Annotated in this window: 14 protein-coding genes and 1 other RNA gene; 6 read left to right on the top strand and 9 right to left on the bottom strand. The window is 38.9% G+C overall.

Annotated elements, in window-relative coordinates; translation table 11 throughout:
* Positions 1 to 13: 13 nt before the first annotated feature.
* The 4 genes from UCH001_RS05955 to UCH001_RS05940 all read right to left on the bottom strand — a co-directional run bounded on the left by UCH001_RS05955 (position 14) and on the right by UCH001_RS05940 (position 3,558).
* Positions 14 to 1,192, bottom strand: coding sequence for a cation:proton antiporter (locus UCH001_RS05955; protein ID WP_067175605.1), 1,179 nt, complete (start codon positions 1,190 to 1,192; stop codon positions 14 to 16).
* Positions 1,193 to 1,217: 25 nt separating this feature from the next.
* Positions 1,218 to 1,553: RNase P RNA component class A (rnpB, locus tag UCH001_RS05950), an RNA gene on the bottom strand.
* Between the two features lie 12 nt (positions 1,554 to 1,565).
* Positions 1,566 to 2,651, bottom strand: coding sequence for a tRNA pseudouridine(13) synthase TruD (truD, locus tag UCH001_RS05945; protein WP_067175603.1), 1,086 nt, complete (start codon positions 2,649 to 2,651; stop codon positions 1,566 to 1,568).
* A gap of 79 nt (positions 2,652 to 2,730) precedes the next feature.
* Complete coding sequence (locus UCH001_RS05940; RefSeq protein WP_067175600.1) at positions 2,731 to 3,558, bottom strand: thiamine-phosphate kinase; 828 nt, start codon at positions 3,556 to 3,558, stop codon at positions 2,731 to 2,733.
* A 202-nt stretch (positions 3,559 to 3,760) separates the two neighbouring features.
* On the opposite strand from UCH001_RS05940, the gene UCH001_RS05935 reads away from it, so the two are divergent.
* From UCH001_RS05935 to UCH001_RS05925, 3 genes are all read left to right on the top strand, one after another.
* Positions 3,761 to 4,438 carry a DUF5644 domain-containing protein gene (locus tag UCH001_RS05935; protein ID WP_067175597.1) on the top strand — a complete coding sequence of 226 codons (678 nt, stop codon included), beginning with the start codon at positions 3,761 to 3,763 and terminating at the stop codon, positions 4,436 to 4,438.
* A 9-nt stretch (positions 4,439 to 4,447) separates the two neighbouring features.
* On the top strand, positions 4,448 to 5,293 hold the full coding sequence (locus tag UCH001_RS05930) for a heterodisulfide reductase (RefSeq protein WP_067175593.1): 846 nt from the start codon (positions 4,448 to 4,450) through the stop codon (positions 5,291 to 5,293).
* 134 nt (positions 5,294 to 5,427) lie between these two features.
* Positions 5,428 to 5,820, top strand: a complete 393-nt coding sequence (locus tag UCH001_RS05925; RefSeq protein WP_067175591.1) for a class II SORL domain-containing protein — start codon at positions 5,428 to 5,430, stop codon at positions 5,818 to 5,820.
* Positions 5,821 to 5,835: 15 nt separating this feature from the next.
* On the opposite strand, the gene UCH001_RS05920 is transcribed toward UCH001_RS05925, so the two are convergent.
* The 5 genes from UCH001_RS05920 to UCH001_RS05900 all read right to left on the bottom strand — a co-directional run bounded on the left by UCH001_RS05920 (position 5,836) and on the right by UCH001_RS05900 (position 11,106).
* Positions 5,836 to 6,663 carry an SIR2 family protein gene (locus UCH001_RS05920; RefSeq protein ID WP_082705681.1) on the bottom strand — a complete coding sequence of 276 codons (828 nt, stop codon included), beginning with the start codon at positions 6,661 to 6,663 and terminating at the stop codon, positions 5,836 to 5,838.
* Positions 6,650 to 8,047, bottom strand: coding sequence for a sigma 54-interacting transcriptional regulator (locus tag UCH001_RS05915; protein ID WP_067175588.1), 1,398 nt, complete (start codon positions 8,045 to 8,047; stop codon positions 6,650 to 6,652). The genes UCH001_RS05920 and UCH001_RS05915 overlap by 14 nt, the downstream gene beginning before the upstream one ends.
* Positions 8,048 to 8,120: 73 nt before the next feature.
* Entirely contained in the window at positions 8,121 to 8,330 is a 210-nt protein-coding gene (gene nifT / locus UCH001_RS05910) for a putative nitrogen fixation protein NifT (protein ID WP_067175585.1), read from the bottom strand.
* Positions 8,331 to 8,339: 9 nt separating this feature from the next.
* Positions 8,340 to 9,977, bottom strand: coding sequence for an L-aspartate oxidase (locus tag UCH001_RS05905; protein ID WP_067175581.1), 1,638 nt, complete (start codon positions 9,975 to 9,977; stop codon positions 8,340 to 8,342).
* Between the two features lies 1 nt (position 9,978).
* Positions 9,979 to 11,106: an aldo/keto reductase gene (locus tag UCH001_RS05900; protein WP_067175577.1), complete on the bottom strand. Its 1,128-nt coding sequence runs from the start codon at positions 11,104 to 11,106 to the stop codon at positions 9,979 to 9,981.
* A gap of 331 nt (positions 11,107 to 11,437) precedes the next feature.
* Here UCH001_RS05900 and cstA point away from each other — a divergent pair, with 331 nt between their 5' ends.
* Genes cstA through UCH001_RS05885 form a run of 3 tightly spaced genes read left to right on the top strand, consistent with a single transcriptional unit; the run spans position 11,438 to position 14,849 of the window.
* Positions 11,438 to 13,561, top strand: coding sequence for a pyruvate/proton symporter CstA (gene cstA, locus UCH001_RS05895; RefSeq protein ID WP_067175574.1), 2,124 nt, complete (start codon positions 11,438 to 11,440; stop codon positions 13,559 to 13,561).
* Positions 13,562 to 13,621: 60 nt separating this feature from the next.
* Positions 13,622 to 13,822 (top strand): YbdD/YjiX family protein, encoded by a 201-nt coding sequence (locus UCH001_RS05890; protein ID WP_067175571.1) that lies wholly within the window; start codon positions 13,622 to 13,624, stop codon positions 13,820 to 13,822.
* Positions 13,800 to 14,849 carry a GTP-binding protein gene (locus tag UCH001_RS05885; RefSeq protein ID WP_067175568.1) on the top strand — a complete coding sequence of 350 codons (1,050 nt, stop codon included), beginning with the start codon at positions 13,800 to 13,802 and terminating at the stop codon, positions 14,847 to 14,849. The genes UCH001_RS05890 and UCH001_RS05885 overlap by 23 nt, the downstream gene beginning before the upstream one ends.
* Positions 14,850 to 14,900 lie beyond the last annotated feature (51 nt).

The following is a 14,900-nucleotide window of genomic DNA, read 5'->3' as shown; positions in this document are numbered from 1 at the left end:
TGTACTCCCTTAGCTATAATTTTTCTTCATTTTTCCTATCGAAGCGTTGAAAAAGATACATCAAGATTTGAATCAATGTCATAATAACAATACCTTCCATCAAAGCTGCCACAATGAATGAAGCATACTCCTCATCACCAATAGCTCCATTTTTTACTGCAATTGTCGCAATGGCTACTAAAAACGTAAGAGGCATGGAATCACCAAGGCTAAATAAAACCGTACTGCGCAAGCCCAAATAACTATAATACGCAGCAAAAGAGCTTGCCATACGAGCACCCACCATAGCAATAACAATCCACAGTGCATGAGTTAAAATATGTGTAGTAAAAACCAAATTGAGATCAAGTGTTGTGCCTACAAAAATGAAAAAGAGTGGTACTAAAAAGCCAAAACCAAACATGGAAAGTTGGTGTGGAAGTTCTTTTTTATGCGCAAAAAAGTTAGAGATAAATATACCCGCGATAAACGCACCCAAAACCATATCGATTTCAAGCCATTGCATTGTAGCAATGAGTACAAAAAAGAGTGCCATACTAAAGCGTAAACTTTGGTGCATCGTATCATTATGTGGCATGATGATACGTTTTAGGTTTGGATACCACCAAAAGATAATTTTGAGTAAACGATAGAGAAAATAAGAGGAAAAAAGAACCGCAATAAGCATCAAAATACTTTTAGCAAAGTGCCATCCTAAGCCATGGGTAATAGCTCCATCGAAAATAACCAGCGCACCAATACTAATCAGCTCTCCAATAACACCAATGATTAAAGAGAGTTCTAACCATTTATGTTCACGTCCATGCTGATTAATAAGCGCCATAATCATTCCTAAGGAAACAATAGGAATTGCAACAATGTATACAGGTGAAAGCCCAAAAACGATGTAAAGAATGACGGAAATACTGTATAAACAGATGAAATATAAAATTGCTTTTTTTAAAAAACGATCACGATAGTGTAAAAAACGTTGAATATCTATCTCAAGACCTGCAAGAAACATCAAATAGAAAAACCCAATTTTTGCGAGGTTTTTAAACACTTCATTGCCCACGTGCAAAATGCCTAGCCAAACGGCTAGCGAGCCAAGTAAAATCTCAACAACGGGAGTTGGAAGACGAAAGATTCTAGAAATGATAGGAGAAAGAACCATCAAAAGCACAACATGCGCTAAAAAGATAAGATTTTCCAATAACATCCTTTTTTAGGCTTTGTTGACAAAAGGTACAGCGATAAGCCGGGTTCTGTCGTGGGTGATTATTTATCTACGATCTATCTTACGATAGACCTCTAGCGAAGGGTTTATCGTGTGTGAGACCAAAACCATCCCTTCTTGCTGCAGGTTGGGTTTACATAGCTGCTTTAATTACTCAAAGCACTGGTGGGCTCTTACCCCACCGTTTCACCTTTTCCTAGAAAATTCTAGGTAGTTTACTCTCTGTTGCACTAATCCCTTAGGTTACCCTAGCCGTCCGTTAGACGGAACCATGTCTCACATGCAGCCCGGACTTTCCTCTTAAGCAAAATGCTCAAGCAATCACCTACTGTACCTTTTGAAGGATAGATTATAGCGAAACTTTTATTAGCTCTTCTATAATGACGGTTGCATAGGAGCCTTTAGGCAATGAAAAATGCATTTCAAACCATGCTTCTTCTTCTTTGTAAACGCCTTCAACATCCTCTGCAAAGCTCCATGCAAAGCGTCTTGAACCGTTAATTTTGTCTAAAAAAGGCTCACTCTCTTTAAACATTTCTTGCTCTATAACACCCGCTTCGTACTCAGCTCTAATGTTTTTACCACCCACAAGCCAGCCTGCGATAGTAATACCCCGCTCTAAAAAGCGTGGTAATTCCTCTTCCACATTTTCGCACACAAAGGCTTTACCTGCTGGATAATGATGTAAAACATCGCCATGCATGAGTTTAAAAAATTGCGGTTGTTTTTTGAGACTCTCTACCATCTCTTTTGGTAAATTCGTTGCTCGTGTTGCATCGGAGAGATTAAACTCTTCAAGTAAACGGCTAATTTCGATACGTTTTGAGAGCCAATTATTGAAAAGGTAACTTTGATACGCATTGATGAAAAACTCTTTCATTTTAGGATTTCTCTCTTTGCGCTTACCCTCTAAAATCGCTTTTCCTTTAAGGTAGTTATCGCCATCAATGCCAAAACGCTGGTACCCAAAGAAGTTTGGAAAACCCTCTTTTGCAATTTTTTTAAGTCCATCTTGGAGTTTTCTAGCATCAATAGGATTGACTTTTTTGAGGCGAACAAAGAAACGGTTACCTTTAAGATGCCCTGTTCGGATTTTATTGTTATGGTACGTTTTATCTAAAATTTTGATTTTATCGTGTGTAAAGTTTGCTAGTTTTGGCTCGTAACTTTTATGAAGCGAAATGTATTGTGTGGTCATACCATCTTTGTCTTTCAAACCTGCATAGCCAAAATCACGTACTTTACACCCTGTTACTTCACTTAAATACTGCAACATATCCCATGTGGTAAGGTCTTTTTTGCGCACATGCACCACCAAATGCTCACCCTCACCACTAAAAGGATAAAGAGGAATTTCATTGACTACGAAATCACTGCTATTTTTGGTAAACATCGCACTAATAGGCGAATGGGTGAGAAAAAATTGTCTAATCATAACTGTCCTTCAAATGTTTCTGCCTCACAGAGGCTAGCTTTACGTAGCTTTCAAGCTTGGCTTGCAAAGCGTGTAAAAATCAAAAATGGTGTTCTTTACAATGGCACACATAACGTTTGCGTGCTATTTTTCCTACGATCGTGATTTTGGTACGTGTCTGTTTGGCAATACGTTTAATAATGCCTTTTTTTCGGGCATCAAAACTAAAGAGCATCTCATATTCTTCACCACTGCACAGTATGCGTTTAGACATAGGATGCTTGACGTTTAAGCCTACATTACCACTTGCCTTAAGAAGTCTCGAGAGATCTTTGGATAGTCCATCTGAAATATCCATAGCAGCATGTAAATGTTTCGATGCCTTATACACAAAATCAGCTTTTAGCTCAGGTTTCATAAAACGTGACTGTTTACTGATGCTTCCTCCACGTAACAACCGAGTGAGTTCTTTATATGACGCACCCAGTTGACCTGTAAATGCTACCAAATCACCCACTTTTGCATTTTTACGATACAGCGCTTTGCCTTGAAGTTCAGAGATAACACTGATAGAAATCATTAACTTTTCACCAGCGGTTGTATCGCCTCCAATAATTTCCATGCCATACTGCTTAGCTGTATTTTGAAAACTTGCGGAAAGTTCTTGCAATTCTGCATAACTGAAATGCTTAGGAATAACTACACCAATCATCGCCCATTTAGGTTTTGCATTCATTGCAATCGCATCAGAGATATTGACCAACATACTTTTTTCAGCAATTTGCGATAAGCGCATCCATGAGCGTTTGAAGTGTATATCTTCACAAAAAAGGTCTTTAGAATAGACCTGATTATTGTTTATAATAGCCCCATCATCGCCAATATGTTTACTCGAAAATCCAGAGATAAAAAACGCCTCTTTTGACATGTTACTCCGCTCTTAAACTTCGTATAGGAATTTCTTATTGTATGATGTTGTGCATTAAGAAGCCATTAGGCTCTATCATCACAAAAATGTAACATTGAACACACTTAGCTCAATACGTGTTATAGTTAACTTTTAAGTAACAGAATCTTACAAGTAATCTTGCGCTAGAATCAAGTAACACATCTAAAAGGAGCCCTAAGTTATGGAGTGTAAACTCGCCCTCAGCGTCTTTCGTTTTGACGCTAAAACGGATTTTTTGCCCTACTATAAAAAACATTTTATTACGATTGATCGTAGTCTTAGTGTTAATGATCTTTTAGCCAAAATAAAAACAGAAGATGGCAGTTTTGATTATCCAAAAGGTGACCTTGCTGCTTTAAAAATCAATGGTAAAGCGCTTTTTAGCAATGTTTCATTAGATGGTATCATTAACTCTTTTGGTAACTCACTTACATTAGAGCCATTAAGCACTAAACGTGCAACAAAAGATATGATCATCAATACAGACGATTTTTATGAGCGTTTTGATCTTTTGGACGCTTATGTTGATGGTAAAGACAGACCATTGTTTGAGCACTATATGATTTATCATTATGCTTCAAGCGTTCTTGATTTGCATGAAGGTTTCCAAGGTGACGCCCTGTTTGCTTTTGCGTATGACATGATTCATAAACATCCTGAACGTAAACGTGAGATCCTTGAAGTTGTTGCCAATGAACACACTGGCATCTTTTTACATGTGAAGTTGTGTAAGAAAATTTACCCTTGTGGTGCGGATGTAGAAAAGAAAATCACTGAACTTAAAAATGAAGTGATGAAACTAAAACCTTATCCAAACACACTTGTTGAAAAATTTTCACATCACATCGAACTTTTGTAAGGAGAAGCCATGAAAAATTATTTTCTTTTTGATACGCTGATCCAGCGTGAAAAAACAGCTCCAATGATAACTGCTGCTCGAAAACTCATTGAACTTTTAGGCATTGACGCACCCTCTTTCAAAGGGGCGAAAGCAGATCTTGGAAGCGAATTTATGGGCTTAGATAAACTAAAATTTCTAGAGCATTATGCGTACAATCTTACCCTTGCAGCTGACCAAAAACGTGATATTCTCTGTTTTGAGCAAAGCTCTTTTATCAGTCATGCGCAAACCAAAGATATGCTCATCAACGATGCAAATCTCAAATTTGAAATTGCTGGACGTTTGGAAAAACATAACCTTTCTCTTAATTTAGACACTCAAGTGATCTCTTTAGAACAACTTCTTTTAGAGGAAATGGATACTGAAAAACTAACAAGTTTAGTGAAACATCCATTTGGAAATTTCCAAGCAGCTCTTTTCTTTGGCTCGAATGCATGCAGAGCTAGAAAATACCGCAAAGAAGAACTTGTAACACGCTTACTTGATTCTGTACAACTTAAATGCGTCAAGCATGAAAGTAGCCATGAGAGCGATGGCTTTGAAGTCTATGATGCTTCCTCTTCGCTTGCAAAAAAACTAGCTGCAAAAGCAATGCTAGATATGTTTGACAACGCCGCTGATTTTGTGCTCGTGTGTGATGCAAGAAGCTTTATTATGTTCGACTTTTACCAAAAAGAGCTTGAGAAAATTTCTGGAAGAGAAATTGGATTAAGTGTCCTAAGCCTTGCAGAACTTCTTCTCTTAGCCTTTGGCGAGACCAGTAAAAAAGCTATTGGACTCGATCAACACAAAGTGGCTATTTCCCTTATATAAAACATCTTTCTAGGAGTAGTTTACCGCTACTCCTTAAATCAATCTAAATAAGACATATTCTCTCTCTTTCTTAAGAGACATTTGTGTGAGAATTTAATATCATTTCAAAACTTAATATTCAAAAGGAGTTCTAAATGCCAAAAATCAATCGTTATGTTGATATTGACACTGTTGAAAGAGAAGCACGTAAAGATTATATCGATAGACACTCTCCGTTTATCACCTGTGAGAAAGTTGCAAAACAATATGCACCCTTTAAAGTTACTGTAAAAGTTGGTAATGCTTATACACATCCAGATGATTTTGATCACTACATTGCAAACGTCCAACTGTACAATGGAGATGTTCTTTTAGCACGTGCTGATTTTGTTTCTGGAACACTTGGTGGACAAGATAAAAAAGGACAAGCAGAAGTAACATTTACCATTGTTCCAAGTGGTAAAAAACTTACACTTGTTGCACAAAGCTACTGTACAAAACATGGTATTTGGGAAAGCGATCCTGTAGAAGTTGCTATCGAAGAGTAACACACTTAAGGGGTGTTACTCACCCCTTAAAAACGCTTCTAATGTAGTATCTAACTTTTCGATACTATGAGAGTTTAGAAACTTTTCCTCTTTTTTACTTACTTTTTCTTTATCGTTGACCAAATATCCTCCCTCAAGCCCTAAAGTGATCTCATTGGCAACCATACGATATGTATCTCTGTTAAAATCAATGCCTAAAAAAAGGTAACTTTTACTGTTTTTATAGGTCTTTAGAAAAGGAGGCAATGCATAACCACCCATAGCTTCAGTCAACCAATCTACAAAGTCTGCATCAGAGATAATAAAATTTTTATCAGGCACTGTGCACCCTAATGGTTTAAACAAAATGGGAAGCAAAGGGTTAAGCATCTCTTTTTCAACAGGGTGATACTCTTTTGTGCTTGCCGTATACGCATAGACAATAAAGCGATCATACCCTGCCATAATGCGACTGACCCCTGTAATTAAAAAGTGATTGACATCGGCATAAAGTTTCAAAAGCGAATCATCCAAATTAAGATCAACGACATATTGGGGCATTAATGTTTGAAGCCATTGATATGCTTCTGGCATAGGATAAGGCTTGTGCGTGAAAATATGATGTGTCATCTGCTCGATAAAAGCACGACCTTTTCGCTGTTCCAAACTCATCGCGGCACGAGAGTACTCATACATCAATCGTGGCGACATCGCACGTCCACCATTAAGGCTTAGGATCATAGAGTCACTGTCAAATGGGATCTGATCACCATCGTCTGTTTTTGTCTCTTTAAAAACGCCCATTCCAAGGAAAGGAACTACATTGCCACTTTTAATGTGTGCTTCTAAATCACTCTTCTTCACTCATAATCCTTCGTTGGCACATTAATTTTTGATTAAAGGCTGGAAGCAGTAGTAACATCTCATCCGCACTGATACCATCTTCACTTCCCATGAGAACAATGCGTTCCACGGTGTTTTCAAGCTCACGCACATTTCCAGGCCATGTGTATTGACAGAGTATTTCCATCGCTTCATCCGTGATAATCACCCGTTTTTTATGGTTACTCATCGATTTTTGCAAAAAGAAATTCACCAAAAGCGCTATATCATTTCCACGTTCACGAAGCGGTGGTAAATCTATAGGAATGACATTGAGCCTATAATACAAATCTTCTCTAAATGTCCCATTTTTCACCATTTCTTCAAGATTTCGGTTGGTTGCTGCTACCAAGCGAACATTGACTTTGATGGTCTTACTCCCTCCCACGCGCTCAAACTCTCGTTCTTGTAAGACACGAAGCAGTTTCACTTGTGCAGAGGCCGAAATATCGCCAATCTCATCTAAAAAGAGTGTTCCGCCATCGGCTAGTTCAAAACGACCTTTTCGTGCCTCTTTTGCATCGGTAAACGCCCCTTTTTCATGCCCAAAAAGCTCACTCTCTATAAGCGTATCGGTAATTGCTGCACAGTTGAGTTTGACAAAGGGCTCATCCTTGCGTTTGGAACGTTTATGAATGGCTGCTGCGACTAGCTCTTTTCCTGTGCCTGTTTCGCCTCGAACGAGAACCGTAACATTACTCTCCGCAATACGCTCAACCACATTATAGACTTGCTTCATTTTAGGGCTTTCACCGATGATATCACCGAAATTGTGAACTTTTGAGTCCCATTCCATTTTGTAGTAAAGCTTCAGCTCTTTTAAGCGCTCTTTTTCTTTGAGATTAATGTCGTGCGATCTTATAGATTGCGCAAAAATAGAGCTTAAAATGGTCAGAACACGAATCGTACTTTCAAAATCAATCGCTGTTGTTTTGGTGATGCTCGCACCCAAAACGCCAATCACTTCTTGATCGACCAGCATAGGTACAGCGATGTAAGAGATGGCATTTTGGTCACGATTGCCTGATTTATTAAGAAAAAGCATATCGTTATGTAAATTTTCAATGACAACTGGCTCTTTACTCTCCGCTGCGAAGCCTGTCGCACCCTCGCCTAATTTATACGTTGCAAGCTCTTTTTGATGCTTGCTAAAATCAATACAGGCATAAACCGTTAAAAGATTTTCATCGTTTAACGTATGAATGACACATTTTTCCAAGTGTAAACGATTTTTTAAAATCAACAGAGCTTTTTCAAGAGAAGCAACCAAATCCAAGGAGTTTGAGACCACTGTTGCTGTTTCATAGAGTGTCATCAGTTCTCTGGTGGTAAGGCAGTCCCCACACTTAGCATCAAACGCAACCATTTTCACTCCTTCTTCTGTTTAAAATATTATAGTTAAAGATGAACAATTAATGTTCAATTTTTATGTTTATATTTTAATCAGACAACTTTTTGCAGACTTCTTCTTTAGGAAGTTTTTTAGGACCAGGTTGTATCCACCATATTTCTCCGTTACTTAACTCCACTTCTCCACCCCACATCGCGTCACTTTCAAATTCCATTTTGACGATAGTTTCTTCCATATCTTTTTTCGCGATATAAAAACAGGTCTCTCCACCTTCTTCTCTGAGCATTACTTTTGCCATGCTGTTTCCTTATGTTAAGATTTTTTTGAGCCACTTTGTTAAACCACTCTCTTCATAGTGGACTTTAAAGAAGCCTTTTTGTAGCTCTTTGATGAGAACATGCGCATTTCCTTCTTTAAGTATAAAAGGAAAATCCTCTCTATAATGCGCACCCCTACTTTCACACCGTTTCATCGCAGAGAGGATGATGGCTTCACTAAGCTCTAGTGCATTGCGTAGCTCTAGAATAGAGATTAATTCCACATTATTGTGCTTTCCTTTATCGATACAGTGCAAGGTATTTGACTCTAAGCGGAGGTATTTCATATAGTCAAAGGCTTCTTGTAAAGAGACTTCATTACGAAAAATACCTGCTTTATCAAACATGATTTTTCCGACAGAGATACGCATGGCATTAAAGTTTTTCGTACAATCTCCATCAAAAATGCGCTGCACTAAATCCATATTTTTGATCACTACGCTATAGTCAATTGGTAGAAATTCTTTATTGAAGGCATACTCTTTTGCTTTTTTCCCTGCAAGTTCACCAAAAACAGCTCCTTCTAAAAGAGAGTTTCCACCAAGACGATTTGCTCCATGTACTCCAAGGGCAGCACTTTCGCCGCAAATAAAAAGTCCTTTTAGTTCACTTGATGTCATCGATGAAGCAATACCACCCATACTGTAATGTGCTACAGGCTTAATCTCTAAAAGCTCGGTGGAAAGGTCTATGCCTACTTGATTGTACGCATTTTTATACAAAGAGGGGACGCGTGTTTCTAGTATCTCTTTTGAGATGTGCCGCATATCAAGATAGACTTTTTTCCCAGCTCTCATCTGCTCAAAAATGGCTCGTGCAAGCACATCGCGAGTGCCTAGTTCATCGACAAAACGCTCACCATTAGAGTTAACAAGATGCCCTCCTTCACCACGAGCGGCTTCGGAAACCAAGTAACTTGTCTTAGCAAATCCTGTTGGATGGAACTGAACAAACTCCATATCTTTGAGGCTCATTCCAGCTCTGAGTGCCACACTTAAAAGATCTCCCGTACAATCTTGAGCGTTCGTGCTAAACCCTCGATAAATCCCAGCATATCCACCACCAGCAAACACCACCGCTTTGGCAGGATACACCGTAACTGTTGAGTCACTTTTTTTAAGTGCGACCACACCACTTACATACTCTTCTATTTTGGTAATATCCATCACAAAATGATTCACCAAAAATTCAACACCCACTAATTTGGCTTTTTTAATTAACACTTGAGTAATGGCTGAGCCCGTACTGTCGCCTACAAAACAGGTACGTTTAGAACTTCCACCGCCAAAGCTTCTTTGCAGTATCGTGCCATGTTCATCACGGTCAAATTCAACACCGTATTCAACAAGCTTTTTTATAATACATGGTGCTTGATGGCATAGATAGCTAATGGCTTTTTTATCCCCTAAGTCTTTAGAGCTTTTCATGGTGTCATCACAATGCTTTTGAATCTCTGCCTCATCATTTTCATCTAAAACAGCATTGATACCGCCACTGGCTACCGCACTATTGGATTTAAAGATGTTGCTTTTCGTGATGATGGCAACACTGTTGGTTTCGCTCTTTGCTTCAATCGCGGCCATAAGACCTGCAATGCCTGAGCCAATGACTATTACGTCGTATGTCATGTTATCGCTCCACTTTATAAAGAAGATTGTATTTGGTTGTATTGGTCGCATTCACAGAAGCGATGCTAAGATTACTGCTGACGTGCTCACTTGAGCATGTGCTAAAGAGCGATGTTACGATCCCTCTGGTTGAGCGTACAAACTGCAAAGCTAGCTGTATGTCGCTTTGCAGTTCCATTTTAGAATCAAGCAAATACCCAATTTCAGGCTTAAATGGTTTTTTGAAAAGATGCATCTGCAACAATGAAGAGCTACTCATTACGCCAATCCCCAATTTATAGGCAACTTGTAAAAGCGTGTAGTAGTTGTCATCAGACATTTTTTGGTTTGCGACACTGTATGCATGTGTTTTGGCAAGATTAAAAGGTATCTGTATGTATTTGAAATGATGGTTTGCACCACCTACTTTTTGTGCAACATCATAAACGTCTTCGAGGTTAATGTACTCGCTATTGTTTTCATCATAGATAAAAGCATTCCATACCGCGATACCATATGATTTGATTTTGCCTTCGCTCACACTCTTTTCAAACACAGTAAAAATAGCTTCTAAATCTATCAGAAACTGTCTATATCCTATACGTGTTAGTTGGGTTTCTGGATTATGTAAAAAATAGACATCTAAACACTCTACCTGTAAGTTTGCAAGAGAGCGATCTAAAGAGGCTTTCAAAAAAGCCGGTGTCATACAGTGTTGATCGAGCTCAATATCCATAGAAGTTGCTAAACCTTTTTGAATGATATGCTCATTTATCCACTCATAGGGATTTTCTGGAAAAGGAAAATCTAAGGGGATAAACCCACCTTTTGAACAAATAATCAGCTCTTCTCTTTTGATTTCACCACTGTGTATCAACTCTTTTAGAACTTCGCCAATTTCACGTTCACTTTGTTGGTAACGGTAGTTAATCGCCGTGTCAATGACATTGATACCACCTCGAATGGCTGTTTTTAGGGCATCTTTATAATCAAATGTATAATTTTCCTCTTTGTAAGGCTCTTTTTTAAACGTTCCAAAACCAAGTTTAGAAAAAATAAGCCCATCATATTTTGTGTAAAAATCCTTATAGTGCGCGAAACGTTTAGCAAAACCATACGTTGCTTCAGGCGTAGCATGAGTAAAACGCATTGTGTACCTCACATAAAATTGATGTGCTTTAAAAACAACCTTCAATTACGTCTATACAAGAAACGTTCCGTGCATAAAATGATTATCTTCTCAAACCTTAAAATATACGCCCTAAAAAACATTTTTTAGCTTAGTCTCAATTTGGTTCAAGTTCCCTATTTATCGCATTTACCACTTTTTGAAACAAATACATTATCTTTTATTAAAGATGCCTCCAATTAAAGCTAATCTAAAAGAAGATATGCTAACTTTTACCGTCTTAGGAAGTGGAGAGTTTCCTAAGTAATAACTTTTGTGTTCTACGAGTGTAAATTTTATACGGAGGTAAGATATGACAGCGAACAGTACAAGCGCGTCTTCAAGGATAGCTTGGGTATTTGTAGCCATTTTAGGCGCTATTGCGTTTGGCTATATTGCATTAAATCGAGGTGAATCGATCAATGCTATGTGGGTGCTTACAGCATCAGTGTGTGTTTATTTGATTGGATACCGCTTTTACAGCCTTTACATTGCGGACAAGGTTTTAAAAGTAGATGCAACACGTATGACACCAGCGTTTCGTCATAACGATGGACTTGATTATGTCCCAACCAACAAGGTTATTCTCTTTGGCCACCACTTTGCAGCGATCGCGGGTGCAGGTCCATTAGTTGGTCCTGTTTTAGCAGCACAAATGGGTTATTTGCCAAGTATGCTTTGGATCTTAATCGGTGTTGTTTTAGCAGGTGCGGTACAAGACTATATGGTCTTATTTGTGTCTACACGTCGTGATGGTAGATCATTAGGTGATCTCGTTAAGACAGAAATGGGAACCATCCCAGGTATCATTGCACTTATTGCATGTTTCATGATTATGATCATTATCTTGGCAGTTCTTGCAATGGTTGTTGTTAAAGCACTTACACACAGCCCTTGGGGTACATTTACTGTTGCCTTTACCATTCCATTAGCATTCTTCATGGGAATCTACTTACGCTTTATTCGCCCAGGTCGTATTCTTGAAGCTTCTATTATTGGTATTGTGGGTCTTGTATTTGCAATTATTGTTGGTGGTGATGTCGCAGCTAACCCAAGTTTAGCACCTTATTTTGATCTATCAGGTGTACAACTTACATGGGCACTTATCATTTATGGTTTCATTGCTGCTGTACTTCCTGTATGGTTACTTTTGGCACCTCGTGACTATTTATCAACCTTCTTAAAAATCGGTGCGATTATTGGTCTTGCAATTGGTATTGTTGTGTTAATGCCAATGATGCAAATGCCAGCAGTTACTAAATACGCTTTTGATACACATGGACCAGTATGGTCAGGAAGCCTCTTCCCATTCTTATTTATTACCATCGCATGTGGTGCTGTTTCTGGTTTCCACGCACTTATCTCTTCAGGTACAACACCTAAAATGCTTGCAAATGAAACTCAAGCACGTATGATCGGTTACGGTGGTATGTTGATGGAGTCTTTTGTTGCGATGATGGCACTTATTTCTGCATCTATCATTGATCCAGGTGTTTACTTTGCGATGAACAGCCCTATGGGTGCACTGAACCCAACAGGCTTAGCGGATGCAGCAATGGCAGCTTCTGCAACAGTAAGTAACTGGGGATTTGTTGTAACACCAGACGCATTAACACAAATTGCTGCTGATGTAGGTGAAAAAAGTATTATCTCTCGTGCTGGTGGTGCTCCTACCCTTGCTGTTGGTATGGCACAAATCATTCATCAAGCATTAGGCGGACTTGGTTCTATGTCTTTCTGGTACCACTTCGCAATTTTGTTTGAAGCACTCTTTATTCTAACTGCAGTTGATGCTGGTACTCGTGCAGCACGCTTTATGTTGCAAGATTTACTTGGTCTTATCAATCCAAGCCTAAAAAGAACCAATTCATTGTTTGCAAACTTGCTTGCAACAGCTCTTGTTGTTGCTTCATGGGGTTACTTCCTGTACGTAGGTGTTGTTGATCCATTAGGTGGTATCAATACCTTATGGCCACTCTTTGGTATTACAAACCAAATGCTTGCAGCGATTGCTTTAATGCTTTGTACTGTTGTTCTTTTCAAAATGAAACAACAAGCTTTTGCATGGGTTTCTATCGTTCCAGCAACATGGTTAGTTATTTGTACACTCAGTGCAGGTTGGTTGAAAGCATTTAATTCTGATCCAGCGGTTAGCTTCTTTGCTAAAGCAAATCAACTTCAAACACTTCTTGCAAGTGGTAACTTTAAACCAAATGCTGTCTTTAAATCTCAAGAAGCCGTAGAGCGCGTTATTTTCAATAACCAACTCGATGGTATCTTGATTGTTTTCTTTATGATCGTTGTCGTCGTTATGATTGGTTTCACGGTTCAAGCATGCCGTAAAGCACTTCAATCTGACAAACCAACAGCTGTTGAAGTCCCATATGCTCCTATGCCTGCGAATGCAGAAGAGATTATTAGAGGTACTGCACACTAAATTGTTTGACCAAGAGGATCTCCTCTTGGTCAAATCATCTTAATAAAACAAGGATAGAAGATGTTTGAGAATCTTGCAAAAGCGGGAAAATATTTAGGACAAGCTGCGCGTTTAATGGTGGGTGTACCTGACTACGATACCTATGTGCAACATATGCGTCTTACCCATCCTGAACAAACACCTATGAGTTATGAAGAATTTTACAGAGAACGTGTTGAAGCACGCTATGGAGGGAAAAATGGCAGCTCACGCTGTTGCTGATGAGATTTTAAACCACACTACCCCGCTTCCTGTTACGATCTTAACAGGATTTTTAGGCGCGGGAAAAACAACCCTTATCAATTATCTTTTAGAACACAATCAGGGTGAGCGCATTGCCATCATTGAAAATGAATTTGGTGCGGTCAATGTGGATGGAGCTCTATTAAAAAGTACAGAAGATGTTGAAATCGTCGAACTGAGCAATGGTTGCGTATGCTGTAGCATTAGAGGAGAATTAACCCAAGCACTTCACGAATTGCTTGCTAAAATGGACTCTGGCGCATTTAAGGCAGATCGTCTTTTATTAGAAACTACAGGTCTTGCTGATCCAGCACCGATTGTTCAAGCTTTTTTTGTTGATGAAATCATTCGTGAACGCATCATGCTTGATGCGGTAATAACACTTGTTGATGCGATTCATGTTATTAAACAGCTCGATGAACACCGCGTTGCTGCTTCACAAATTGGCTTTGCAGATCGTATCATCCTTACAAAAGCAGATTGTGTGGATGAGGCACAAAAAGAGCTTGTTCTTTCACGTATCAATACGATTAACTCTAAAGCAGAAATTTTTGAAGCATGCAAAGGTGAACTTCCTAAAGAGATTTGGATTGGGATTGGTGCATTTGATCTAAGTGATACACTCAATGTCAATCAGGGCTTTTATCAAGCCAAAGACGCCAAAAATATTCAGTTCAAAAGCTTTAGTGCTCAAAAGCCTACGCAGTCATGGAGCGATGATATCACTTCCTATGTCTTTGAAGCAGGAGAGCTTGACATTAAAAAGATCGGTGCCTTTATGGAAAATCTTGTTGAAGTCTATGGTAACGATATGCTTCGTTACAAAGGTGTCCTAGCTGTAGATAGCGATGAGCGCCGTCTCATTGTTCAAGGTGTGCATAAAGTTGTTGGTTTTGACTTTGGTTCTCCTTTTGTAGGTGAACGAAAATCACTGCTTGTTGTTATCGGGCGTTATTTGCCTTATGAAGAGCTCAAAACACAATTTCTTCAAACCATAGCTTCCTAGCCCCACATTTCGTGGGGAAGTTTCTCTCTTTAATTGGCTATAATGTCGCAA

Source organism: Sulfurospirillum sp. UCH001, assembly GCF_001548035.1.
Lineage (GTDB): Bacteria > Campylobacterota > Campylobacteria > Campylobacterales > Sulfurospirillaceae > Sulfurospirillum.
The sequence above is the reverse complement of the archived record's forward strand: the minus strand, read 5'-3'. Positions and strand labels throughout refer to the sequence as shown.

What these genes read in the sequence shown, in the direction of transcription:
- UCH001_RS05935 (WP_067175597.1), top strand. Translation starts at nt 3,761, where the DNA reads ATGGAGTGTAAACTCGCCCTCAGCGTCTTTCGTTTTGACGCTAAAACG.
- UCH001_RS05890 (WP_067175571.1), top strand. Translation starts at nt 13,622, where the DNA reads ATGTTTGAGAATCTTGCAAAAGCGGGAAAATATTTAGGACAAGCTGCG.
- truD (WP_067175603.1), bottom strand. Translation starts at nt 2,651, where the DNA reads ATGATTAGACAATTTTTTCTCACCCATTCGCCTATTAGTGCGATGTTT.
- UCH001_RS05930 (WP_067175593.1), top strand. Translation starts at nt 4,448, where the DNA reads ATGAAAAATTATTTTCTTTTTGATACGCTGATCCAGCGTGAAAAAACA.
- cstA (WP_067175574.1), top strand. Translation starts at nt 11,438, where the DNA reads ATGACAGCGAACAGTACAAGCGCGTCTTCAAGGATAGCTTGGGTATTT.
- UCH001_RS05940 (WP_067175600.1), bottom strand. Translation starts at nt 3,558, where the DNA reads ATGTCAAAAGAGGCGTTTTTTATCTCTGGATTTTCGAGTAAACATATT.
- UCH001_RS05900 (WP_067175577.1), bottom strand. Translation starts at nt 11,106, where the DNA reads ATGCGTTTTACTCATGCTACGCCTGAAGCAACGTATGGTTTTGCTAAA.
- nifT (WP_067175585.1), bottom strand. Translation starts at nt 8,330, where the DNA reads ATGGCAAAAGTAATGCTCAGAGAAGAAGGTGGAGAGACCTGTTTTTAT.
- UCH001_RS05925 (WP_067175591.1), top strand. Translation starts at nt 5,428, where the DNA reads ATGCCAAAAATCAATCGTTATGTTGATATTGACACTGTTGAAAGAGAA.
- UCH001_RS05885 (WP_067175568.1), top strand. Translation starts at nt 13,800, where the DNA reads ATGGCAGCTCACGCTGTTGCTGATGAGATTTTAAACCACACTACCCCG.
- UCH001_RS05915 (WP_067175588.1), bottom strand. Translation starts at nt 8,047, where the DNA reads ATGGTTGCGTTTGATGCTAAGTGTGGGGACTGCCTTACCACCAGAGAA.
- UCH001_RS05905 (WP_067175581.1), bottom strand. Translation starts at nt 9,977, where the DNA reads ATGACATACGACGTAATAGTCATTGGCTCAGGCATTGCAGGTCTTATG.